Here is a 25,475-nt window from a genome sequence, read left to right as displayed (position 1 = left end):
CAAGAAATATAGTTGAAAAAGAAATATTAAAAACATTCATTATGTTATTGACTAATAATTTAGGTTACCCTCGTGTGGGCGCATTCCGCGAATTGAAAAAAGCCAATGAGGCCTATTGGGCTAAAAAATCTTCTGTTGAGGAATTATTGGACACCGCAAAAAAAATTCGTGAAGGCAATTGGAAAACGCAGAAAGATGCTGGAATAGATTTGATTCCTTCCAATGATTTCTCTTTTTACGATCAAGTATTGGATTTAACCCTTACTGTTGGTGCAATTCCTGCTCGTTACCATTCTTTATTGAACAAAGTAGACAACAATTACAGTTTAGATCTATATTTTGCAATGGCTCGTGGTTTCCAACAAGAAGGAATCGACGTGACTGCAATGGAAATGACTAAGTGGTTGGATACTAACTACCACTACATGGTGCCAGAATTCACAAAAGATCAAGAATTTAAATTGACTTCTGAAAAATTCTTAAATGAATATAACGAAGCAAAATCATTGGGCATCGATACTAAACCAGTTTTATTGGGTCCAATTACCTACCTTTTGATCGGTAAAGAAAAAGAAGCTGGTTTCGACCGTATCGATTTATTGGATAAACTTATTCCAGTATATGAGCAAATATTAGCTAAACTAGCTGAAGCTGGTGCGCAATATGTTCAGATTGACGAGCCTTACTTAGCATTAGATTTAGATGCTAAAGTAAAAGCCTTATATCAACCGACTTTCGAAAAATTGGCTGCAGCAGCAAAAAACATCAAGTTAATCGCAACTACTTACTTCGAAGCTTTAAAAGACAACGAAGATATCGCTGTTAACTTGCCTATCCATGCTTTACATTTGGATCTGGTACGTGGCGAAAATCAATTGGATACAGTCTTAGCTAAAGTTCCTGCTTCGTTGACGTTATCTTTGGGTATTGTTGAAGGCCGTAACATCTGGAAAAATGATTACGAAAAATCATTAGTTAAAATCAAACAGGCTGTTGATGCCTTAGGAAAAGACCGTGTATGGGTAGCCCCTTCTTCATCTTTGTTGCACGTTCCTTTTGATTTAGACAATGAGCACAACGAACAGTCATTACCTGCCGAAGTGAAAAACTGGTTAGCATTTGCTAAACAAAAATTAGCTGAGGTAAAAGACTTAGCTGTACTAGCGGAAGGTGAAGTTGATGCTGAAACAGCAAAACGCTTCGAAGCTAACAAAGCTGCTGCGGAAAGCCGTCGTACTTCTCCACTGATCCACAAACCAGAGGTTAAAACACGTACAAGCAATATCACTGATGACGATGCAAAACGTACTTCAGCATTTGCTGACCGTAAAGCAGCGCAACAAGCGAAATTCAACTTGCCAGCGTTCCCTACAACAACAATTGGTTCATTCCCACAAACGAAAGATGTTCGTAAATGGCGAGCAGACCTGAAAAAAGGTGCTATTACGCAGGCAGAATACGATAAAGCAATCGCAGAAGAAACAGAAAACACCATCCGTCTTCAAGAGCAATTGGATATCGACGTATTAGTACACGGCGAATTCGAACGCAACGACATGGTGGAATACTTCGGTGAACAATTAGCCGGATACGCTTTCACTCAAAACGGTTGGGTACAATCTTACGGTTCACGTTGTGTTAAACCTCCGATTATCTACGGTGACGTATACCGTCCTGAAGATATGACTGTACGCTGGTCTTCTTATGCACAGTCATTGACAAATCGTCCGGTTAAAGGTATGTTGACCGGTCCTGTAACAATCTTACAATGGTCTTTCGTACGTAACGATCAACCGCGCTCAACAACGACTTATCAGATTGCATTGGCAATCTTAGATGAAGTACAAGCGTTGGAAAAAGCAGGTATCAAAATCATACAAATTGATGAACCAGCTATCCGTGAAGGATTACCTCTACGTAAAGCTGATCAAAAAGATTACTTGAACTGGGCAGTACGCGCTTTCCGTGTTTCTTCATCAAATGTTGAAGACGATACACAGATTCACACACACATGTGTTACTCAGAGTTCAATAATGTGATCGAAGATATCGCTGCAATGGATGCTGACGTAATCACGATCGAGACTTCACGTTCTCAAATGAAATTATTGAATGCTTTCGCTGGTGATTTTAAATATCCAAATGATATTGGTCCAGGTGTTTATGATATTCACTCACCACGTGTACCGAGCAAAGACGAAATGGTCGATCTATTGCGCAAAGCAAAAGCAGTAGTTCCAGCAGAACAACTTTGGGTTAACCCTGACTGTGGTTTGAAAACTCGTGCTTGGCCGGAAACCAAGGCGGCTTTAGAGTCGATGGTTGAGGCTGCGAAAATCTTAAGAGCAGAATAATTCTTAAACTATATTGATAAAGCCCTAGCTGAAATTTCAGCTAGGGCTTCTTTATTGGACCTTGGTTCAAAACAAAACTTTTATCCGTTCACTCCCCTTCTTAATTTCTGTTTCCCTTTAATCCGATCTTCAATCGACTTCAGGATTGACGAAAAATCAAGATCAACATTTTCAAGTTTTGCCATCTTTAACGCCTTCAATGCCTTTTTGTATTTTCTTAATTTTTCAAATAGAAGTGCTTTCTTTATACAGATGCCTGTCAAGGACATTCCTGGCAACTTCAACGCAAATTTAATCGTCTTTTTTGCAGCTTCATATTCCCCCATATCAATCAATGTTTGAATGAAATAAGGATATACTTCCACTGCCTGTACATTATGTGCTAAAGCTTCCTGGAAATACCTTTTTGCCTGCTCATAGTCCAATAGCTGTTCAGCATGAACTCTTCCCATCAAACAAAGCGCCATTGTATTGGACTCATCATAAGACAGCGCATAGGATAAGGACTCCATGGTCTCCTCCAAATATATAGGATAGTTATCCAGCGCCTGAAGGACATATTTATTTACTGAATTCATAAAATTTTCTAAAACATAACATTCATATCCAGCTTTCACAATACCTTGAAAGTAACTGGATTTTTAAAACTCCATAATAAGCTAAGCACATTGGAAAAATGGACTACTATTTAGAGCGCCAAGTTTTAGCCAATTCCAACGTAGGTTACTTAACGTATTAAGAAAGAAGATTAGGAAAGGACCGTATTCCGAAGAATATTCCCGAGAATCTTCTCTGTGGACGAAGCGGGATTTTCTAATATTGCAAACATATTCTTCCGTTTTTATTAATTACTCTATTGAATTGCAAAGATTCAAAATATTTACCAAATTCCAAAAACTTTTGATTATTAATATGTTATATTATTCAGCACGATATTGGCATATTATTGTCGCATCAATTTCGCTGAAATTCAACGACTATTTCCCCATATTTGGACTATGGAAAGTCAATCAGCTAATCAACTAATCAAACTATCAAGAAAACGTAAGGGACTAACGCAGCAGGAACTCGCTGATCAAGCGGGGGTATCGCTGAGAACAGTGCAACGCATAGAAAAAGGCACGGAAGAAATCAGTGGATTTAGTCTCAAACAGATCAGTCAAATTTTGGAAATACCTCTAGAACAACTCATTATGCCAAATGTAAATCAAATCAGTATCGACAACAATCAAACAGGAAGTATTAAAGCGCTATATTTAGCATCGCTCACCTTTCTTGTCAATCCATTATTAGGGTTATTAGTCCCAGCAATTATGGGCTATACGAAACAAAACAAAGACGCCTTATACAGTAAGCACCTAAAAAGAATCATTGTAATACATGCTGTAGGACTATTTTTTCTAGGAAGTTTCATAGGCTATATCATTATTGCAGACTTTTTTAAGATTGCACTACCGTCTTTTCTAAGCGATATCTTCAATAGTGCCTATTTTTTACTCATCCCAGTATGCTATTACATCGTGATTCTAACGTTTACTATTTCTAATTATATCGCAATAAGAAAGGCCAAGCTCAGTTCTACAAACTAAACCAATACCAATGAATCTATTGCACTCAAAATCACAGTGGTTTCTTTTGAACGATCAATACCCAATCATTCTCCAGCAACAGATAGCCTGTTTCATAAATAAAGCTATAGGTCTGTCCCTTGTTATTGGAAAAAGTATGTGTATGAAACTTAAAATCAAATCCCAACCGCTTTAACTTTTCCCGTTGTATCTTGGCCATACCCTCCCCACTTAAAACATCCAATAGAATACGGCGGTTTTTTCGTAGGATATTATTCACATTGCGCACCAGATTGACCTGGTCGCTATTTAATTTATTGTTATAGGCGTTTCGGCAAGCATCATCACAAAATCGCTTGTCAGAACGGCCATATATTACTTTGCCACATTCAAGGCAAACTTTCTCGACAGAACTCATAACGGAATATTAAACGACAACAAACGGTTACAACCGACTATAGTCGAATACAAATGGTAAATAGACGACTATAGTCTTTTTTCTACCCCACCTTTGCTCAAGATCATTTGGCATCAATAGCCAAAGACCATCAACTAAAATAAGAATTATTAAAAACATTTAAAAATTAGACACATGAGCACATTACGTAACAAAGTACAATTAGTTGGGCATTTAGGAAATGATCCGTTAATCAAAACAACTTCCACAGGGACAAATTATTCCATATTACGTCTCGCCACGAATGATCTTTTCAAAAACAAAGCCGGTGAGTGGGTTGAAGAAGTCCAATGGCATACACTCGTGGTTTGGGGTAATCAAAACAATACCATTGAAAAGAAATGCCAACGTGGGACCAAACTCATGGTTGAAGGCAAACTCACCTATCGTAATTATGAGAACGCAGATGGCGTTAAACAATATGTCACAGAAATTAAAGTAGATAATTTCATGGTTCTATCAGAATCAAACGGCGCCAAAGAAGACAGCCCAACGCTTCCAGATGAGAATCAAGATGACCTCCCCTTCTAGTTTGATCAACGAGGTAGGTTTTTCAAGTCCCCTACCTCGTCGATTGTTTCCAACTTATTTTGTCAGGCTTGCAGTCAACTCTCGTCCTAGGCTCTCTGCATACGCCTTCCATAATTTGGCATCTTCAGGTGTAAACTTAGAAACAGCTTCAGTTTCTTTGGTGGCCCATTCCTGTCGCTTCGAAGCAAGCTCCTTAAGCTTAACAACATCGCCGCTTTTAGCAACAGTGATAAATTCTTTGATATATTTTGTGTAATCCTCCGCCAATTTTTGTGTCTCAGCAGAACTAAATTTTGGAATAGCAACTTCTCCCGCAGCATTCCCGACTAGCGATTTGACTGTATCTTCTTTTGCGTCAACATGAATAGTTGTATCCTTTACTTCGACTTCTTTAGTATTAGAGTTATTACAAGAAATAATTAAAAAACCAGCGATTGCTGCCATCAAGGTTACTTTTTTCATCTTTTTAAATTTATTGTTGTATGTATAAGGTTTGTTCGGATTTATTTACTTTTTCCACTCGACTAAACTCGATCAAATTTACCGTACAATTTCCAGAAAAATTCTTTCTTACCCAAAGTGAAATCAACTTTTTTCCAAGCATTTAATAATAAACTGATCTCCTTGTCCTGTAAGCTGTACTTTCCAATGAAGAATTCTTGGTCGGAAAAACACAGGCCAAAAGCATTGTCCAGGGTATGTAGACTCTGCACGTCAACCTCTTCAAAAAACAAAATGGATTGGGAGTTAGCAAAAAAATCATTGGGTACAGGAATAGCATCAGAATATTCAATAGCTATAAAACGATTTCTACTTTGCAAAGGGAATTCAATTACCGGCAGTTCGTCTAATTTCGTAAAATGAGAACTCGCTTCAAAAAGAACATCCCGTTCCAAAAGAGGGATTTGTACAAGCCTTTTACGCCCAATAACAGGAGTGTTAGGCTGAAAATAATCATTGAAATTAAGAATCTCATTGACGGATAGATTTTTCTCAATGAGATGCTGCACAGGAATGCCAAAATAATTTGCAATTTTAAGAACAGTCTCAATTTTTGGCTCAGCACGCATTTCTTCGTAAGACGAAATATTACCTCTAGTAAGATTAAAAACATCCCCAAACGCCTGCTGGCTCATACCTTTCACTTTTCTTAATTTCTTAATATTGTTTCCTACGTTACTCATTCTTTAAAAAAAATTGAATTTTTATTGCAAAATATTTTTGCATTTTATTATCTTTATGCAAAGAATATGTGCAATATATAAAAAACTTGATTATGTACTTCTCAAAAATTGAAAATTATATCGCCAATATCGGTTATACCGTTACCCATAAGGATACAAAAGAAGGAATCTTTGTCATCGAAAATGAAGATGACGGAATCCGCAACCTCATCGTTGGCATTGCACAGCCCATCCTAATTTTTGAGCAATACCTGTTTACGATCAGCAACGAGACTATAGATATGTTCAAATCATTATTAATAAAAAACAGGGATATCATACATGGAGGATTTGCATTAACAGAAGATGGTACCAAAGTCATATTTAGGTATACCTTACAAATACATAATCTAGATCAGAATGAATTTGATGCCGCCATCAATTCGCTGAGTCTTCTAATGAGTGAATATTATAATCAGTTAATAAGTTTTTCAAAATTATAGAATAATGAATATTTTTAAGAGAATTTTCAGAATCGGTCAGGCAGAGATCCACGCAGTCGTGGACAAAATGGAAGACCCCATCAAAATGACGGAACAAGGTATCCGTGAAATGAAAGAGGACTTAGAACAGTCGTTAGAAGCTTATGCCAAGGTGAAGGCCTTAGCGATACGTACCCAAAACAATGGTGAAAAGAAAAAAGAAGAAGCCAATGAATTTGAAAACAAAGCCGTTCTATTACTACAAAAAGCGCAAAAGGGAGAGCTAACAGCAGAAAAGGCAGAAAGTCTAGCAAAAGAAGCACTGTTATTGAAAAAACAGTTATTGATTGAAGCGGGAGAATTGGAAAAACAAGCGGTAATCCACCAAAGTTCGGCCGATGAGCTTCACAAAAATGTCGACATTCTCAAATTCAATATATCGAAATGGGAAAGTGAGCTATCCACCTTAAAAGCACGTGTAAAAGTATCCAACGCTGCTAAAATGGTCAATAGACAGCTTGCTAATATCGATTCCAATAGTACGATTTCCATGTTAGAACGTATGAAAGAGAAAGTCGAAGAAGACGAAGCACTAGCCAAGGCCTATGGAGAAATTGCATTAGGCAACAAGAGTAAAGTTGATGAAATTAACGAGACAATAGGCGGATCTGACGCTGTCAACATCGAATTAGAGGAACTAAAAAGAAAATTAAATAGGGATGAAAAGATTTGAGTATAAAACGCTAAAAATTGAACCTAAGGGTTTCTGGGGAACAAAGTTGGATCCCGAAAAAATCGATGAAATCTTAAATGACCTTGGAAATCAAGGCTGGGAATTAATAGCTATGCAGGACCTTGAGGTAAATGGCAACTCCTGGTCTTTTCATTACACATTTAAAAGAGAAAGAATTTAAACAATAGCAATATGACAGAACTAATCAATATCTTATTTAATCCATTATCCAATGGAATCATGACGGTCTTAACAGGCCTGTCTGTAGTGTATTGGTTATTTATGTTTCTGATGGGTGACGGAGTCCATCTATTTGATGCGGATGCAGATATAGACCTCCATCCTACACCTGATGTCACGGACGTTGATGGTTCACATGATATCGCAACCGAAGGAGGGGATCATACACACCATCATCATACGGACACCGACGGGCATGCAGAACCTGGCTTCTTTGCAAAAGCAATGGATTACATCAATGTTGGCAAAGTACCCATCATGCTTATTGTAACACTGTTTAAATTTATAGGTTGGATAATTACCATTATTTCATCACTCTTTATCGACGTTGCTTCATGGGGAATAAAGTCTGTACTAATCCTAATCCCCGTTTTCATTGTCACATTTATTTTAATGCATTTTCTGACCAAACCTCTAGCTAAAATGTTCAAAAATATAGGTTATAACGGCGAAGAAAGCCACGATTTTCTTGGCCGTATGGGTAAAATGAGGGCTAGCATTGAAGGAAAGAAAATAGGTTCTGCGGAATTTATCGTCCAACAGGATCCTATTCGTCTCAATGTTGTCAGCCACAATGGGGATAAAATAGGCTACGGAGACGATGTCATTATTGTTGACGAATCCAAGGACAAGAAATATTATTATGTGACCAAAGAAATCACGATAGACAATATTTAATGGAAAAGGAATAAACGCAAAGACTCGCCACCTAAACAATTGTCCTAAAAAAGCGGATCTTTATTTTTCTAAATCAGAATCGTAAACCCAAATATTAAAATCTAAATAAATACAAATCATATGCTATATCAACCTCTTTTATTTTTAAGTGGCTTAAACGGAATTATACTTTTAATTGTCGGTTTGGCTGTCTTTTTAATTTTTGCATTCTTTGTTGTATTGAGTGCATTCTACAAGAAAATTCCACAAGGGAAAGCGATCGTTCGCACCGGTGTTGGGGGTACAAAAGTAGCATTTAACAAAGGAATGTATGTTGTACCTGTATTTCACAAGATGGAGATCATGGACATCTCAATCAAAAAAATTGAAATCGCTCGTATGCAAGGTGAAGGTTTGATCTGTAAAGACAATATTCGTGCAGACATCAAAGTGGCCTTCTTCGTTCGTGTCAACAAAAGCGTGGATGATGTGATCAATGTTGCCCAAAATCTGGGCTGTGACCGTGCAAGTGAACCCGAGACATTAAAAAGTATTTTTGAATCTAAATTCTCAGAGGCCCTAAAAACAGTCGGAAAGAAATTTGATTTTATCGAATTATATGAAGCCCGTCGCGAATTCCGTGATGAAATTCTAGACATTATCGGAACAGACCTAAATGGCTATATATTGGACGATTGTGCAATCGATTACCTCGAACAGACCGATATCGAGCACCTTAATCCCAATAATATCTTAGATAGTGAGGGCATCAAAAAAATCACGGAGTTAACAGCCAAACAAAATATCAATGCTAACTTCATCCGTCGTGACGAAGAAAAGCTCATCAAAAAACAAAATGTAGAAGCAAGGGAAGCTATTCTAGAATTGGACCGTCAGCTTGCCGAAAAAGAAGAAAAGCAAAAACGGGAAATTGACAACATCAAAGCACGTGAAGAAGCTGAAATTGCAAAGGTCCGCGAAGAGGAACGTCTCAAGTACGAAAGCGTCCGAATTGCTACCGAAGAACAATTAGCGGTTCAGGAAGAGAATAAACTACGTCAGATTATCATTGCGGAGAAAAATAAACAACGCACAGATGCTGTGGAAGCAGAACGTGTAGAGAAAGACCGTGCGTTGGAGCAAACCGAACGTGAACGTATTGTTACCCTGGCTCAAATTGACAAAGAGCGTTCCATCGAGACCGAGAAGAAAAGTATTCAGGGAGTTATCAAAGAGCGTGTACAATTGGAGAAAGGCGTTATTGAAGAACAACAAGGCGTCCGAGACATCGAAGTATTCCGTGAAGTGGAACGGAAGAAACAGGCGGGTGTTATCGCGGCATCACAAGAAGCCGAAGAAAAATTAATTTCTACTGTTAAAGCTGCCGAAGCAGCAAAAATCGCCGCGGAACAGGAAGCAGAGAAAAAAGTCATCGATGCTGAGGCCGCTCGTAAAATTGCGGAGAAACGTGCACAGGAATTACTGATAGATGCTGAGGCTAAAAAAGAAGCTTCACTCAAAGAAGCCGAAAGTCGTAAGATTATTGCCGAAGCACAAGCTAAAGAAGAAGCAGCGCTTGGCTTGTCCGAAGCCGAAGTTATGGTTGCAAAAGCCGAAGCTGAAGAAAAACAAGGCACTGTTGAAGCTAGCGTCATTGAGAAGAAAGCTGAAGCGATGCGTAAAGAAGGCTTAGCACAGGCGGAAGTGGTGCGTGAGAAAGCGCTTGCTGAAGCGAAAGGTATCGAAGAGAAAGCTGAAGCGATGAAGAAATTAGATGGTGTGGGCAGAGATCACGAAGAATTCAAATTGCAATTGCAAAAAGAACGTGATATTGAACTCGCACACATCAATATCCAAAAAGACATTGCTCAAGCACAAGCTGGTGTATTGTCGGAAGCACTTAAAACGGCAAAAATCGATATTGTTGGTGGCGAAACCATGTTCTTTGAGAATATCGTCCGTCAAGTTTCTAATTCCAAAGGTTTTGATCACTTGATTGACAACTCAAAACATGCCACTGATATTAAGAATTCACTTCTAGGGCCGCATGGACAAGGCGACCTCGCAGAGAAGGTACGTGGATTAGCCGATAAATATGGAATTTCTACAAACGACATCAAGAACCTCACCGTTTCAGCAGCACTGATTAAACTTCAACAAGCGGCTAGCGACGCCGAAAATGGTGAAGATAAAAGCTTTATCAATTCCTTGTTCGGATTGGCGAAAAATTTAGGAATTTCTAATAAAAAACTGTAATAATTAGCTACGGAACCTCTATTGCCTGTAGATGATTCATAATAATCACTATAGGCAATAAACAAAAGTTTTACCACATATACAAAGTCGAGAAAAGCTCATTTTATGCCAGAAGAAAACGTAATAAATCAGAACGACTCCCTTGATCAAGGTGCATACGAGATTATCCGAAAGCGACTATTTACACAAAAAGAAGAGCTTTCTACTAAACTCCAACAGCTCAATGCAGCACGCAAAGAAGTCTTTAATTCGACTAGTTTTGTACTCAAGGCCAATCAACGAATCACCACAGAAAACAACTGTGTAGCCCGTGGCATTTTAGCCCTGGACAATCTATGTATATTTGGTTACAATGTTCATTTTGGATTACGTACCGAAATTAAACTCGAAGATGTTTTCAGCGTATATACCTTTGAAAACAATCAGTTTATCCTGCAACCGCTCGATCTGATCAATGATCCCAATTTTGTCGGTGATTATCAGAACCTCTATAAATATTATCGGGACTCCATCTTTTCCAAATTCCGGCGTACGGAGAACTATCTTTACATGATATTTCAGACCAGTAAAAATCCCGCTGATCTGAAAGCATTCAAATGGTTAATCAAAGATGGAAAGCTCCAATATCAGGATGACCGCAGCATCCACGAAGTTAAATTACCCAATCAGTTTGAATTTGACTGGACGAAGACGACACTCGAAGACCGCCGCCTCGGCAAACATCCCCATATCTCCATTATGGACAAGATCTTTATCGAAGCAATCAACGGCGATATTACCTTCAAAATTGAAAACAATACCGATACAGGGAAAGGTATTTTCTCGGAAAAGGTTTCGAATGCAGACCAACAATTGGACGATGCAGATTATTACTATGCAGACCTCGGCAATCTGATTGCTGTCCGTATCAAGCCCTATCAAGAGGATTTCCGCGCATTTGTCTACAACCAACGGACCAAAGAGGTTGTCAATCTCAAATCGCTCAATGAATCAGCCATTTTGTTGCCCGACAATCAAGGTATAATTTTTTCCAATGGATATTATTTACAGAATGGCACGCATAAAATCTTTGACGTCCAGTTTGATCAAGTCACGTTTCTTCGGCGAATAGCATCGCCAAATGGTGAAGATTTTCTATATATCTTTTGCCAGGAGGAAACTAACACCTACATCTTACTGTCGTATAATATCATTCAGCAGCATGTTGAAACGCCGATCGTGTGCAATGGTTTCACACTTTTTAAAGACGGTAGCTTAATTTACTTCCATACAGAGGCCGAAGCAACAAGGCATCATCAGGTTCAGATTTGGGAAACCCCATACATGGCCATGCTCAAAGAAAATGAACAGAAAAAGGACGATCCTCTCTATAAAGTCGGTAATAAGCAGATCGTGCAGGCCATGGCCGAAGCACAAGAAGTCATACAGCTGATCAATAAAGAAGATAGTTATGAGGGCTTATATGAAGACATTCTCAAAAAATCAACTATCCTGCTCGACTCTTATTTTTGGATAAAGGATGAGGCACTGGCAAATCTTGGTCAGCCCTTAACGCAGATCAAGGAGGTTGCGAATACTGCTATAGACGAATTTGTTAAAGTGCAGACCCAACGCAAATATGCGACAGAGCTCAATGCCAATGCGGATAAAAAAATGGAAGAGCTTACTTTTTCCATTAATAGCTCCGTTGTAGAAAAACTTGACCAGCTTGTCCATCAACTTGCCGATTCCCGCCGTTTGCAAGGGGAAATCATTGATCTCAAAAATGTCAAGTATATTGACACTTCTAGAATAGACAACCTGCTCGAAAAGCTGCAGTCTATTACTACCGAGCTCGCTGAGAAAACGATTGCTTTTTTATTGCGCGATGAAGCTCTTCTGCCCTACGAGCAAAAAGTTGAACAGCAAAAAAACAACGTCTCAGCAATTGTTAAGGTATATGATGCCAAAGCAATTGAAGAAGCGAATTCGGCCATATCGAGTGAATTGGAGTTATTGATCGATATTCTAAACAGTTTAAAAATCGACGACTCCACCCAAACGACCAAGATCATTGAAAAAATCTCGGTGATTTTCTCTTCGCTGAACGAAGTCAGGGCACAGCTTACACGAAAGCTCAACTCACTAAAAAGTACAGAAGCCATCGCAGAATTCTCTGCGCAACTGACATTACTGGAACAGTCTGTCACGAATTATCTTGAACTTTCTACAACTACCGAGAAAGTAGATGAGTATTATACCAAGGTTATCGTTCAGCTTGAAGAACTCGAAAGTAAATTTTCTGAGTTTGATGACTTCGCTTTAAAGATTGCCGATAAACGCGATGAAGTGATCAAAGCGTTCAATTCCCGTAGAGAGCAGATCGTTGAACAGATTAACAAACGTACTTCTTCTCTCGAACAAATTGGGCTTCGGGTATTAAAAAACATCGAAAATAAATCTAAGACATTTGCGGCACGCGAGGAAATCCTAAGTTTCTTTGCTTCGGACTTGATGATTGACAAGATCAGACAGCTAGCACAAGAACTGAAAACACTAAACGATGTCTCAAAAGCAGAAAATCTGGAAAACTTGCTCAAAAAAGCGCAAGAGGATGCACTGCGCATTTTACGGGACAAGAATGATCTTTTTGTTGATGGAGAGAATATCATCGCCTTAGGCAAGCACAAATTTGCTATCAACAACCAATCGCTTAGTTTGACACTCGTGCGCAAAAATGATGAACTGTACTTTCATCTTACAGGAACTAGCTTCTACCAAAAAGTGGCTGGCACCCAGATTGAAGATTTTAAAGACATCTGGGATCAGGAGCTCATTTCAGAAAACAAAGAAGTATATCGTGCCGAATATTTGGCTTACAAAACATTCATTGCCTCAAAAGAGCAGCAGGATTTTGATGCCAATCTGTTTATCAACCAGACTGTCGAACAGAGCTATTCCGAAGGTTATGTCAAAGGTGTACATAATTTTGATGCTTTATCGATCTACGAGACCCTTAAACAACTCGACACCAAGCTCGATCTTTTACGTTATAATGCTCACCTACGTGCCATGGCACAGCTTTTTTGGCATTCACTGCCTAAAGAGCAGCAGGAAAAACAGCAGGCCCTGATCCTGTCTACGCATGCGGTATTAAAAACTTTTCCAAATTCGACACGCTACCAATCTGTCCTTGATGAACTCGCAAAACTGTTTTCCCATTGGGACATCCATTTGGATTTGTCAGCAATCAATGCCCGGGAAATAGCGGCTTATCTCTTCCATACCTTTACCAGTTACAGCAAGTTTGTTATCAGCGAACAATCTGATGAGTTGAAAAAAGCTTTTATAAGAACATTAGAAAGTAAAAAGAGTTACAAGCTTTTTGAAGGGGACATTCAACATATGCAATTCAGTCTTGTAGATCGCTTTTATTTGACGTTGAATTGGCTAAATTCTTTTATCGACGAGAACAGTGATTATGATACTTTTCGAAAATATAGCGAAGAAACTGCAGTCACTTTACTTTATCCAAAAGATGAATACCAATTGATCATTGCAAAAGACACTGCACTCATCCAAGGATTAAAGGGAAATCACGCGATTTTGAACAATGGTGAAGAACAGATTCAGTACCATGAATTTCTACATCGACTGACAACATTCACCGAATTGAATGTCCCGCGTTTTCAAGAATTCAGTTCATTGAAAGAACAACTTGGGAAGACATATGCGAAAGAATTAAAAATCGGCGATTTTGAACCGAAGGTGTTAACATCTTTCGTTCGCAACAAATTGATCAACGAAGTTTACTTTCCTTTGATCGGCAATAACTTGGCCAAACAGCTGGGAGCTGCAGGCGACAATAAACGTACTGCACGAATGGGTATGTTACTCCTCATCTCCCCTCCTGGTTACGGGAAAACAACATTAATGGAATATCTAGCCAAAACCATGGGATTGCATTTTGTTAAGATCAATGGGCCTACAATCGGACATTCCATCACTTCGATTGACCCTATTGAAGCAAAGACCTCGGGAGAACGGGAGGAACTTAAGAAGATCAATCTCGCCTTTGAAATGGCCGACAATGTGATGCTCTATCTGGACGACATCCAACATTTAAATCCGGAATTCTTACAAAAGTTTATTTCTCTAGCCGATGGACAGCGCAAGATCGACGGTATTTTTGAGGGAGAGAGCAAAACATATGATTTACGCGGAAAGAGATTCTGCATTGTGATGGCCGGAAACCCATATACGGAGAGCGGATCCAAATTTCAGATCCCCGATATGCTTGCCAACCGTGCCGACGTATACAACTTGGGAGATGTGATCGGCGATACAGAAGCCTTATTTAACCTAAGCCTCATTGAAAACGCAGCGATTGAAAACAGCTACCTGGAAAAGATCGCAAGTAAATCGTTCAATGACTTCTATGCACTGGTCAACTATGCACAGTCGGTGATGGACCAGCTTCCAGTGCTCGAAGGCAATTATCTGAAGCAGGATGTCGACGACTTCATCGCTGTACTGCGACATGTCTTAAAGATCAGAAACGTTGTTATTAAGGTCAATCAGAATTATATCCAAAGTGCGGCTATGCAGGACAATTATCGGACAGAACCACCGTTCAAAATGCAGGGATCTTACCGGAATATGAGTAAGCTTGTCGCTCAGGTAGTACCCATGATGAATGAGCAGGAAATCGATCAAATTATCCTGGCGCATTATGAGAGCGAATCACAGACACTGACCGCAGATACCGAAAGTAATTTATTAAAACTGAAAGAACTCGCCGGATTGATCAATCCCATAGAACAGGAACGCTGGGAACAAATCAAAGAGATCTTCCAGAAGAACAATAAACATGGAGGCTTAGCAAAAGATGATAAAGTTTTTGCACAGTTGCTGGACTTTAACGAAAACCTAGAGGGTATCATACAAGCTATTCGTGCGTATAAGAATTAAAACAGCAAATCGATTTCTCTCCATTGATTGTTAATGATCAATGGAGAGAATTTAAACAGCGTAATAATCTGTTGGACTCGTACCTCTACGCTATAGATTTTATCTCGCACATCAATTACATGGAATAACTTGGACAATGTTTTTCTCAGATTCTTCTGATCACTTGCACTCAGCGCTACCCCTTCACGGCCCCCGAAGAAACTGTAAATATCCCGAAATCGTCAATAAGCATACGTTCCTTCACCACGCCGTTATAGGCCATCAGACGATCCAATTCTTTCTGCGAACGACGGCGCATCACCCAGTCTTTTTTCTGATGGCTGTTTAATACAAAAGCAATCATCTTTAACTGCGGATGCCAGGGCTGACCAGTATAGACCAAATGACTATTGGCCTCACAGATTGAAGTTGCGCCCTGTACAGCCCGACTTGCCATTTCATTATCGCCAAAAAGCTCGAAGATGCCCGAAATAATGACAATATTAGGTTCAAATTCTAGTTTGGTATACGTAGCACGATCAAAACAGTCGTAATTAGTAAAACGTATTCCCTGCAGCCCTTTTCTGCGAATAATTTTCTCACCAACAGCGATATTCGACAAAAGAAATTCATTGATTACTATTTCAGTATCAGGATATTTTTCCTTGATATCAAATAAATAATTTCCAGTACCGCCTGCAATATCCAATATCTTTACAGCTCTTCCTGCCGCCTTAACCTGGGCAATATGCTCTTCCAACAACTGCAATAGATGCTGTTTCCGAATACGGATCCCTTTCCAACCGATAGCTTCCAGGTAGCCGCGATCAAGGATACGCCCAAAACGGTTTTTCCCATGCGACTCATTTCGATAGACGTAGTCCAATGATATTCCAGAATCAAAACCGAACTGTAAACCTAAGTTCATTCCCTGACTTAATGAACCAATTTTTCCCAATGTCCATTTTTGAACCGCATAATTCAACTTTTCACCAGCCGGAAGTAATTTATGGTACAAGTTTTCATACTCTTTGACCGAAAATTCATCCGGATCCAGTGTCAATTCAGGAAGTGGTCGGGCATAAGCCTTCTCGATGAAATTCCTTAGATAGTGATAGACTTTCTGCCGATTGGTTTCGAATAGAATTCCATGATAAAAATTACGTAAGGTAATAAAGGTTTTCAATTTTGAAGCTATCGTCACAAAGAACTTTTTCTGCACGGAATTTTTGACCACATAATCTTTCTCAGCAGACAAAACAATCACAGGAATATCAATCGCTGCCGCATCCGCTACGATACGCTCGCCAGCCTTCAATAGATCGACCAGCAAAGCACCGTTGATGGACTTGGAAATCAACGGATCTGAATCATAGGCTTTCTGCTGATCCACATCATGGGTCAATACTTTCGATTTAACATAGCTCTGAATAATCAGATCCTTCTTTAACTTTGTTCCCAACGCAATCATCTGATTGGCAAGTGGCACATATAACTTAATTTCAAAAGCAGGTGCCAACAACGCAATACCTGCAATCGCAGGAGCAAAGTCATGTATCCAAGCACTGACAACAACACCCGCAATGCTATTTGCAATAACAAAAATATCCTTAGTATCAACTAAATACTCACGGGCGATGTAATGAACAAAACTGTCCAAATCCCGCACATAATTCATAAATATAGGCGAAACAGGCTCTTTCGTATACCCATGTCCACGTAAATCAAATGCAAAAATTGAGTATCCGGCAAACTGTGGATCCATAGCCATTTCCTGCAGGCGTTCTGAATGCTCATGCCCACGGTGCAACACGATTAGTGCTCGCTGACCTGATTGATAATTCCAAACGCGATACAATAATTCGCCTTGATCGAAACTTTTAAAGTAACCTGATTTCATAATTAAAATTTATTCATTCGTGCCGGCATCCAATGTATTTTGGATGCTTCGCATTTTGTTTATTCGTGAACCTATTCTTTCTTAAAAGCATTTATACTGCCTTAGGCGACTTCAGTGATCATATACAATGTCCAGATGAGCTTCAATGAGCCCTTCGGGATTATTCTCATTCGTCCCTGTATCACAGAAATCGTGCACATGTCATGTATAACTTTCACTGAATGACCCTACCACAACAAAGATCATGCAAATGACCTTCTATTTATCTTCCCCAGCCAGTACTTTCATTAACAATAAACTATGTTTATGCAGCACCAGATGCTTGTTCTTAGACTTAACCCGATTTATAGCATCCTTTAAATTTAAAGATAATATTTTTTGCGACAACAGAATAGCAAAAACCATGCTCCGACTATAGCCCATCGTACAGTGTATCATCATCTTTTCATCTTTTTGTAATTGCTGATAATTGGCAACAAGAGCCGCCAATATCCGCTCCGCATCCTCGCCCCTTATCGCAGCTATATCCAGCAAGGGGAATGAACAATAACTTGCCCTTTTCTGCAACGCGGCAACTTCCTCCAATTCCGCAGCTAAATCAAAAACGATTAGCCTTTGATCCGAACCAAAGGCTTTTAGGTCTGCTTTACTTGCCCTTGGCCCCACATAACAACTTGGCAGAACCTCCATGAAGGGTGGATTATTTTTTTGCCTCACATAACGCCAGATCAACCAGTAAGCAACTTGGTAAGGGGCATAAAATACCTTTTTAAACCCAGGAATACGTCCATTTTCGTTTTTCAGAAAGTTTGGGTTGTTGATAAAATAACTTCTCCCCACAGCAAAACATACGAAGGATATCCAAACCAAGAGATGCCAACCAAACAAATGCCCTCGACTCCAAAAACTCAGCAACAGAACAACCCAGCCAGCAATAAAGTAAACATGACCGATTCCTCCGTTCCTTCGATTAACTTCCCACTTAAAACGGGCTCTCGCCTCAATCGTGCTCAACACATCTTGATGTTGGTCCCCTGATGCTAATGCGTTCCCCTGAAATGGATTGAAAGGTGATGGGAAAAGGATAAATCCCACATGAACTAAAATCAACGCAGTAATCACATCGATCAGATGATGCTGATAGACTGTGAGGGTAGCGAGTCCCATCAATACTAGCCAAATTCCTAAGACCCATTTTATCCAGCCCTTAAGTTGCTTACCGATCACGGACCAAAAGAGACAAGCATAGGCAACGTGAAGAGAAGGGGCCTGGTTAAAGGGCGAATCATACTTTTCTAAAAAAGTAAAGAAGAGTCCCAAAGCAGGATTTTCCACTGTTGGCCTATCAAAGGAAAACCGCAGTGGAAATATAAAAAAACAGCAGATCGAAACCACAGTGATAAAGCTAAACCGCTGCGCATATCCCCAAAGCTCCGCGCGGCTTCGACAAAGGAAGGGAACAAGGGCAAAAAACAATCCACTGCTCATGTATGGAACAATCATCCAAGGGATAAATGGAATACAGCGTTCAAAACTGAACGTAAATGCAGGTACAAAAGCTAACCTTGAAGCATAAATAGCCGCCGTAGCATAACCCAATTGGAAAAGCAGCATACAATAGAGAGAAGCAAGCAATTGTTGCCTGATCCCTTTCAGTCGTTTTTCATCCATTTGGCTTTCCTAGACATAATTTTATTCAATAAGACGTTTGGAAGTATACCCAGGCAAGCCATCAACCATTTCATCCGCTTTGGAAAAATCACAAGCTTTTTCTTTTGTTGGATAGCAATTATTATGCTTTTCGCCGCATCATCTACACTGATCAAAAATGGTTTCTTGGACAGATCTTGCCGATTGATTTCCCGCAGCTTTTCTGTATCGACATAGCCGGGCGCGATGACGGTAACCACAATACCAAAAGGGAGTAGTGCCCTTCGGTAAGCATCAGCGATCTGGATAGCCGCACGCTTGGTTTTACTATATAGACTCGAATTGGGGAAATGTAAAGTTCCCGATACAGACGCAACAACAACAATTTGCCCTTCTGACTGCCCTTCCATAGCTGCTCTCGCCACTTCAAAACAATTTAATGTTCCCATCATGTTGACCTGTAACATGGCCAAGGCCTCATGATAGCTGATCTGCCGTGCGACATCATCCGCATAGCTTCCCGTACAATTGATAAAAAGCGATAGAGGCCCATCCGTACGAAAGGAACTGACCGCATCCTGTAAATCGTCTAACCGACATACATCCACTTCAAAACACCTAAGTTGATCGACAAATGGAATTTCCTCCATTTTTGTCAAGTCCCGACCGCACACGGCCACCGATGCCCCCTGTTGAAGATAACGTTCGGCTAAAGCTAGCCCTATACCACTTGTACCACCGGCAATAAATACTTTCATCCAATTATTTCTTAAACGAATTTAAAGTCACCTGATAACCATAGCTCCATTGTGCTTCCATTGCATCGGCAAATTCCTGCAAATCTGCAGGTAAAGTCAAAGCAATTTCAAATTTACGCCAATTGATTTCCTTTTTACAATAGCGCCCAGACAATTGCTGTGCGGCATCCCTTGTGTCAATGCGATGTACTTCAGGGTATCGCTGTAAAAGATCAGTCAAACGTGTATTCCCGCTAAAACCTAACACCGCTCGAACCAACGCTTCTTCTTGTGCCTTGTACATCTGTTTACGTTCACATATAATCTCTTCAGCCATTACATAGGCTAGTTCCATGGGCAGAAGGTCGATCGCTCCACCTGCATAAAAAGTTTTATTTATAGATACTGGTTTAACATAAAACATATCAGACATCGAAATACGGACGGCTTGCAGCATGGAAAATTCTGAATACAGCCCAACTGTTTGTGCTACAGCACTGTTCATATAATTATTATCTTCAATGAAGATCTCCTGAATCGGTACTTTCGCCAATACATCTGATGTTCCTAACAGAATCTTCTGATAGAGTTTTCTATCACCCCGTTTCTTCCCAACCTCAGCCGGATCAAATAGTATTTTGGATCCGATAATGAGTGAAGGTACCTCGGCTGAAAAAGGTCTATCCAATGCAGGCAATAAAGGCGAGAGGTCTTGATCCATCTCCACCAAATAGCGACTAAAAACATCTTCAAGATAGGGCGCTGCTTTTTTGTTCAGTTGCTTTTTCAAAACATATAAGCCCATTTTCCTGAGGTAGCGCTGTTCGGTAAGACGATGATGAAGGAAAAATCGATAAAATTCTTCGGACTGCACGTAGGATTTTCGAGCTGCATCGGTACGAAAAGCTTGTATTATAGCTACGGCCATTGAACCTCCGCAGCTTGCAATAAGCAGATCCGGTTTTAAATCCAATTCGCTCAAGGCAGCATACATACCCATATATAGAGCAAACCGTGTCCCTCCTCCCGAAAATAATAAAGCTCGTTGATACTCCATGATAATAAGATGTTAGATTTTCTTAATGCAAGTCAAATGTTTCCATTTCCACATTCAATTTCACAACACTGCCATGATCAAAGCATAAAATACAGGAGCGTTAAAAATCAGGCTATCGATACGGTCCAAAAGTCCGCCATGGCCTGGAATCAGCGTGCCTGTATCCTTCACACTAGCTTTACGCTTCAAATAAGAAAAGAGGACATCTCCCCAAAATCCCAAAATACCAAACAGCAAGCCGAACAATGAAAAGTATAGAAAATTCTGAAAAGGTAATAGAAAATACCCCAATAAATTACTCAGTATAATCGTTAAGCTGATCCCACCGATACATCCCGCGATTGTTTTGTTTGGACTAATCCGCGGTACAATTTTTCTTCGTCCGAAAAACTTACCCATTAGATATTGAAATACGTCATTCAGTTCTGTTAAAACAACAATATATCCAATAAGTTTTAAGCCGAGAAGGACATCGTTATCCATTTTTATCGCGCGAATAAATGCTAAATGACTAAATCCTAGCAGACAAGCCACTGCTCCAAAAACCATCCCAAATAGCGCTCCACTCTTAGCCTTTAAACCGAATCTGAAAAACAAAATTAGCCCCAGACATAAGAAGCTAGCCAACAGGAGATATTCCCGATAGGAGCAAAAGTACAGGAGCAAAGCTTGCAATAATGCCATGAAAAGAAACACAAAGGGACTCAACTTGAATTCGGGAGTAAATAGATGAGCAAATTCGCGCATCCCTTGGTAGGTTATCCAGGCAACGAATAGCGGAGATAATAGTGATGGAACGAAGGCAACTGCCAATACCAAAACAATATAGCCCCAGCTTCTAACACGCACAGGAACATCTGCGAACTTGCCGTTAGCATCAGCCATGCGCCAAAGCCTTCCTCAATCGAGTTACCGAACTCAAAAGCAACAGTAAACACAAAACACCAAAAATATAACCTGAAAAAGCAACGATTGAAATATGCAATAATGCTAAAATTCCATATACGCCCAACAGCAAAGCACGATCACTTTTACCCATCGGCCCATCGTAACGACGATCATTGGCAATTACTTTTCCGATCAATCCACAAAATTCATTCACAACACTCCATACGATAAAACCTACGACCAGATATAAACTCTCCGAATGAAACTTCAGTAAAGGAAAGAACAGCATAACATCTGAAACAATATCTCCGACTTCATTCAAGACTTCTCCCCTCTTGCTGGTCTGATTAAAAAGGCGTGCCATCATGCCGTCCAATGCATTCAATGCCATTCGTAGCAATAATCCGACTGGCAGCGCCAAAAAGAAAATAGGGAAACGATCGGCATACCAGAACAGCAGTGCTATAATCATAGACAGTGCGATCGACCCGATCGTAATTTGATTTGCAGTCACCTTTTTTCGATGCAAAAAGTTCAAGATTGGCATCAGCAACTGCTGGAATTTTGGTTTTAATTTATAAACAGAAATCATATTATACGAGCTATTGCTCTCTTTTTTAATTTTTTTTATAAAAAAATTTGCATAGTGTAATAAATACACTATATTTGTGTCATCATAATTTAGGTTTATAATTGGTTATTTAAGGTTTTCATTCTCCCCGTTTGGAAACCTTTTTTTTTGTCCTAAATTAAAGATTACCATCTTCCGCCAGCACCACCACCGCCGGAGGATCCGCCACCAAAACTACCACCACCACCGCTACTACTAGATCCACCGCCAGAACTGCTTGATGTTGACCGCACCTTAACAGGAATTGAATGCTCCCCATGGGATACACGGTGCCCACAATTCTTACACAGGTCAAAACGTTCTTCTAGCCCTTGTGAACTATAAGTTGCTGCACGAATCGTCTTGGTACGCCCAGTCTCAAAAGTTCTATAATGACATACCGGACAATCACTGAAACCGACATTCTCATCCCAGGGAACCAGCTTCGTTTCTTGGTTAGCCTGATCAATCCAAATTTCGTATGAGCGGCTACCGAGTTTCTCCTCCAAAAGCTGCCCCTTATCCAGGTATGCACTTTCTCGGGTAGACACTTCATCCTTATTCATGCGTAACCAACGTCCTGAACTATCAGGCGGAGCCAACCGCAGTTCATTTTTTCGAATCCGTTTATTTAATCCAATAAGATCAAATAATGCCAATGGACTAAGCAATAGAGGTACAAGTCCCCAGACACGAAATTTACGCAAGGCCTGCTGGATATTCTCCTCATCGCGATACGAGTTAACAATCTGCGTACGGCTTGCATTATATTTCATCGCCAAAGTGATGCTACCAAATACAAATATAAAATAGGGTAAATTTTTCCACTGATAAACCACCTCAAAATTATTTAAGGCAAAGGCACAGATAAACACACTGATAAACATTAATAACCCCATACAGCCACATCCGCTTACCAAAGGCGGAAAATATTTACTCTTTTTCGTCAACTTTCCTTTGATCGCTCTCGTCACCTCACCCAACCAGATATAACAGATCGCAAATAAACCTAAAACCAACAGTGAATTTCGCAGGATAGGACTTTTAAAACTCCAGACCGGTGTCGCTTCCGGCATTAAACGCTCCAGTTCAGCCTTACTATCCGGTGAGGTAAGTATTGTCTTAATAAATTCTGCTGCCTCCGTAACACCACGGTCGTAATCTTCATTTCGAAAGTTGGGTACGAGATACTTCTCTCCAATACGTTTAAGATAGGCATCGGGCAAAATACTTTCCATACCATATCCTGTAATAAAACGGTATTCATGTCGGTCTTTAGCAATAAACAACAAAAGCCCATTGTTACTTTCCTTCTTACCGATACCCCAGGTATTGAATAATTTTAAGGCAAACTCGAAATCACTGTCGCCAACATAATCATTCACAACAACGATCGCAAACTCACCTTTTGTAGCAGCCTCAATCTGCGTCGATAAGCCATCTAATTCGGCCACTGTACCCGAAGATAGAATCCCATCGGGATTGGACACAAAGTGATCCTGTCCCTTTATTTTTGGACTGGGCAAATTGTCTGCTGTATAAGCAATAGATTGTCCAAAAGACGATAGCCCTGTTAAGCAGCTTCCCAACCAGACTAAGAAAAAGATATAAAATCGATGTAAGCTTCGCATAGTTTTACAACAGCAAAATTTGGTTCATTGTCACGATATTAAGAAAAAAAAATCAAACAAAGGTTTCCGTCAAAAAAAAGCCCATAATCAACCGATTATGGGCCTGTATAATTCAATATTCGTTTGAACTATTCATGTATATCCTTGCGATTACTTCATCTAATCATTTTATGGAGCTACAGTAACAGTGCGCGTTCCCACAAGAACTTCAAATCTTTCGGAAGCGACTATCAAGCAACAAAGGCCAGATTCTAACTAAAGCTGTATGGCAATAGGAAGCTTTCCCATTCGCTGTCAATGACCGAGCCAATGTAAAATCAAGACACCGATCAATCCAATAACAGAAACGAGCGTTTCCATCACCGTCCATGAGCGAAACGTATCCTTCATACTCACTCCAAAATAAGATTTAAACATCCAAAACCCCGGATCGTTGACGTGTGAGAACATGAGACTACCCGCTCCCGTCGCTAGCACCATTAATTCAGGAGTAACATCTCCTGCCTGCACAATGGGAAGCATAATGCCCGCTGCCGTGAGCCCAGCAACACTAGCCGAACCGATAACTAGGCGAATGATACCGGCTATTAACCATGCAAGTACAAGAGGCGACAAGCTCAGGTCTGCGGTTAGGTCAGCGATGTAGTTCGCTACCCCACTATCTACCAAAATTTGCTTAAAGGCGCCTGATGCTGCAATGATAAAAAGGATCATCATTATTCCGCGGATTGCTTCTTCCACACTTTCTGACTGCTCCCGCAAACTTTTACCTTGGCGGATACCCATTGTGTACATCGCTATTAACGACGCAATCATTAAAGCCACTACCGGGTCACCCAAGAAACGTAGTGCATTTAGCCAAAAGGAGCCTTCTGGAAATATTAGATGTGAAAATGAACCTAAAGCAATTAAAATTATTGGAAAAAGCCCCGTAAATATACTAATTGCAAATCCGGGAAGCTCTTTCCGATCTGCTTGATTGTGTTCAGGAAAAAACTCGGCCCGTGGGTTTGTCGGAATACGTTTAAGCATCCTGCCAAAGAGCGGTCCACCGATAATGATGGCAGGAATTGCCACAACAATGCCATAGGCCATTGTTAAACCTATATCCGCTTTATAGGTAAGCGCTATGGCCGTAGCTCCTGGATGTGGTGGCAAATAACCGTGTGTCACAGATAGCGCTGCCAGCAACGGAATGGCTACGTAAAGCAAGGGCATTTTATTTGAAGCGCATACCATAAAAACGAATGGTACTAATACGATAAAACCGACATTGTAAAATAAGGGAATTCCTACTAAAAAGCCCGTGAGAACCATTGCCCAAGGTAAATTCTTTCTGCCAAATACCGCCGTTAGTACCGTTGTAATCTTTTCCGCAGCACCACCCTCCGCCATCAATTTCCCCAGTAGGGACCCGAAAGCCAACAATAGTGCCAACTGGCCCATAGTGGTACTCACTCCGGTTTCAACAGATTTAAGGATATCGACGGCACTCATATTCATGGCAAAACCGACCGCAACAGAGGTTATCAGTAATGAAAAGATCGTGTTTAACCTGACGACAGTAACTAAAAGAAGTAGTAAAGCTACTCCCAAAATAACGATGATTAGTGGCATAATAATTTATATCTA

General features: G+C 40.1%; 21 protein-coding genes. 9 read left to right on the top strand and 12 right to left on the bottom strand.

The window, feature by feature from the left end:
- Positions 1 to 41 precede the first annotated feature (41 nt).
- Positions 42 to 2,354, top strand: a complete 2,313-nt coding sequence (metE, locus tag B3C94_RS16205) for a 5-methyltetrahydropteroyltriglutamate--homocysteine S-methyltransferase (RefSeq protein ID WP_349679143.1) — start codon at positions 42 to 44, stop codon at positions 2,352 to 2,354.
- Between the two features lie 80 nt (positions 2,355 to 2,434).
- Here the strand turns inward: metE and B3C94_RS16200 are convergent, their stop codons facing one another.
- Entirely contained in the window at positions 2,435 to 2,932 is a 498-nt protein-coding gene (locus B3C94_RS16200) for a tetratricopeptide repeat protein (protein ID WP_293905493.1), read from the bottom strand.
- A gap of 420 nt (positions 2,933 to 3,352) precedes the next feature.
- Between B3C94_RS16200 and B3C94_RS16195 the strand changes: the two genes are divergently transcribed.
- Positions 3,353 to 3,943, top strand: a complete 591-nt coding sequence (locus B3C94_RS16195) for a helix-turn-helix domain-containing protein (RefSeq protein WP_293905491.1) — start codon at positions 3,353 to 3,355, stop codon at positions 3,941 to 3,943.
- A 31-nt stretch (positions 3,944 to 3,974) separates the two neighbouring features.
- Here B3C94_RS16195 and B3C94_RS16190 read toward each other — a convergent pair whose 3' ends face one another.
- Positions 3,975 to 4,340 carry a hypothetical protein gene (locus tag B3C94_RS16190; protein ID WP_293905489.1) on the bottom strand — a complete coding sequence of 122 codons (366 nt, stop codon included), beginning with the start codon at positions 4,338 to 4,340 and terminating at the stop codon, positions 3,975 to 3,977.
- Positions 4,341 to 4,514: 174 nt separating this feature from the next.
- Between B3C94_RS16190 and B3C94_RS16185 the strand changes: the two genes are divergently transcribed.
- Entirely contained in the window at positions 4,515 to 4,910 is a 396-nt protein-coding gene (locus B3C94_RS16185; protein ID WP_293905487.1) for a single-stranded DNA-binding protein, read from the top strand.
- 54 nt (positions 4,911 to 4,964) lie between these two features.
- Here the strand turns inward: B3C94_RS16185 and B3C94_RS16180 are convergent, their stop codons facing one another.
- Positions 4,965 to 5,372, bottom strand: coding sequence for a hypothetical protein (locus tag B3C94_RS16180; RefSeq protein WP_293905485.1), 408 nt, complete (start codon positions 5,370 to 5,372; stop codon positions 4,965 to 4,967).
- A gap of 62 nt (positions 5,373 to 5,434) precedes the next feature.
- Positions 5,435 to 6,094 (bottom strand): helix-turn-helix domain-containing protein, encoded by a 660-nt coding sequence (locus tag B3C94_RS16175; protein ID WP_293905482.1) that lies wholly within the window; start codon positions 6,092 to 6,094, stop codon positions 5,435 to 5,437.
- A 92-nt stretch (positions 6,095 to 6,186) separates the two neighbouring features.
- On the opposite strand from B3C94_RS16175, the gene B3C94_RS16170 reads away from it, so the two are divergent.
- From B3C94_RS16170 to B3C94_RS16145, 6 genes are all read left to right on the top strand, one after another.
- On the top strand, positions 6,187 to 6,576 hold the full coding sequence (locus B3C94_RS16170) for a YbjN domain-containing protein (RefSeq protein WP_293905479.1): 390 nt from the start codon (positions 6,187 to 6,189) through the stop codon (positions 6,574 to 6,576).
- Between the two features lie 4 nt (positions 6,577 to 6,580).
- Positions 6,581 to 7,288: a PspA/IM30 family protein gene (locus B3C94_RS16165; protein ID WP_293905477.1), complete on the top strand. Its 708-nt coding sequence runs from the start codon at positions 6,581 to 6,583 to the stop codon at positions 7,286 to 7,288.
- On the top strand, positions 7,275 to 7,469 hold the full coding sequence (locus B3C94_RS16160; RefSeq protein WP_293905475.1) for a DUF4177 domain-containing protein: 195 nt from the start codon (positions 7,275 to 7,277) through the stop codon (positions 7,467 to 7,469). The genes B3C94_RS16165 and B3C94_RS16160 overlap by 14 nt, the downstream gene beginning before the upstream one ends.
- 11 nt (positions 7,470 to 7,480) lie before the next feature.
- Positions 7,481 to 8,206: an OB-fold-containig protein gene (locus B3C94_RS16155; protein WP_293905473.1), complete on the top strand. Its 726-nt coding sequence runs from the start codon at positions 7,481 to 7,483 to the stop codon at positions 8,204 to 8,206.
- Positions 8,207 to 8,326: 120 nt separating this feature from the next.
- On the top strand, positions 8,327 to 10,441 hold the full coding sequence (locus B3C94_RS16150) for a flotillin family protein (RefSeq protein ID WP_293905471.1): 2,115 nt from the start codon (positions 8,327 to 8,329) through the stop codon (positions 10,439 to 10,441).
- Positions 10,442 to 10,546: 105 nt separating this feature from the next.
- Complete coding sequence (locus tag B3C94_RS16145) at positions 10,547 to 15,391, top strand: DNA repair ATPase (RefSeq protein WP_293905469.1); 4,845 nt, start codon at positions 10,547 to 10,549, stop codon at positions 15,389 to 15,391.
- 175 nt (positions 15,392 to 15,566) lie between these two features.
- On the opposite strand, the gene B3C94_RS16140 is transcribed toward B3C94_RS16145, so the two are convergent.
- From B3C94_RS16140 to B3C94_RS16105, 8 genes are all read right to left on the bottom strand, one after another.
- Positions 15,567 to 17,270, bottom strand: coding sequence for a bifunctional alpha/beta hydrolase/class I SAM-dependent methyltransferase (locus tag B3C94_RS16140; RefSeq protein WP_293905467.1), 1,704 nt, complete (start codon positions 17,268 to 17,270; stop codon positions 15,567 to 15,569).
- Positions 17,271 to 17,528: 258 nt separating this feature from the next.
- A complete protein-coding gene (locus B3C94_RS16135; RefSeq protein WP_293905465.1) occupies positions 17,529 to 18,941 on the bottom strand; it encodes a phosphatase PAP2 family protein in 1,413 nt (470 codons plus the stop codon).
- Positions 18,923 to 19,678: an SDR family NAD(P)-dependent oxidoreductase gene (locus B3C94_RS16130; protein ID WP_293905463.1), complete on the bottom strand. Its 756-nt coding sequence runs from the start codon at positions 19,676 to 19,678 to the stop codon at positions 18,923 to 18,925. The genes B3C94_RS16135 and B3C94_RS16130 overlap by 19 nt, the downstream gene beginning before the upstream one ends.
- A gap of 4 nt (positions 19,679 to 19,682) precedes the next feature.
- On the bottom strand, positions 19,683 to 20,714 hold the full coding sequence (locus B3C94_RS16125) for a patatin-like phospholipase family protein (RefSeq protein ID WP_293905461.1): 1,032 nt from the start codon (positions 20,712 to 20,714) through the stop codon (positions 19,683 to 19,685).
- 60 nt (positions 20,715 to 20,774) lie between these two features.
- Positions 20,775 to 21,599, bottom strand: a complete 825-nt coding sequence (locus B3C94_RS16120; RefSeq protein WP_293905458.1) for a phosphatidate cytidylyltransferase — start codon at positions 21,597 to 21,599, stop codon at positions 20,775 to 20,777.
- The gene (locus tag B3C94_RS16115; protein WP_293905456.1) at positions 21,592 to 22,194 is read right to left on the bottom strand and encodes a CDP-alcohol phosphatidyltransferase family protein; all 603 of its coding nucleotides are present in this window, start codon (positions 22,192 to 22,194) and stop codon (positions 21,592 to 21,594) included. The genes B3C94_RS16120 and B3C94_RS16115 overlap by 8 nt, the downstream gene beginning before the upstream one ends.
- 164 nt (positions 22,195 to 22,358) lie before the next feature.
- Positions 22,359 to 23,843, bottom strand: coding sequence for a TPM domain-containing protein (locus B3C94_RS16110; protein WP_293905454.1), 1,485 nt, complete (start codon positions 23,841 to 23,843; stop codon positions 22,359 to 22,361).
- Between the two features lie 294 nt (positions 23,844 to 24,137).
- Positions 24,138 to 25,460, bottom strand: coding sequence for a gluconate:H+ symporter (locus B3C94_RS16105; protein WP_293905452.1), 1,323 nt, complete (start codon positions 25,458 to 25,460; stop codon positions 24,138 to 24,140).
- Between the last annotated feature and the right edge of the window lie 15 nt (positions 25,461 to 25,475).

This window comes from Sphingobacterium sp. UBA5670 (genome assembly GCF_002420705.1).
In the GTDB taxonomy this organism is placed as follows: Bacteria; Bacteroidota; Bacteroidia; order Sphingobacteriales; family Sphingobacteriaceae; genus Sphingobacterium.
Note: the sequence above shows the minus strand (reverse complement) of the source record. Positions and strands in the feature narration are given on the sequence as shown.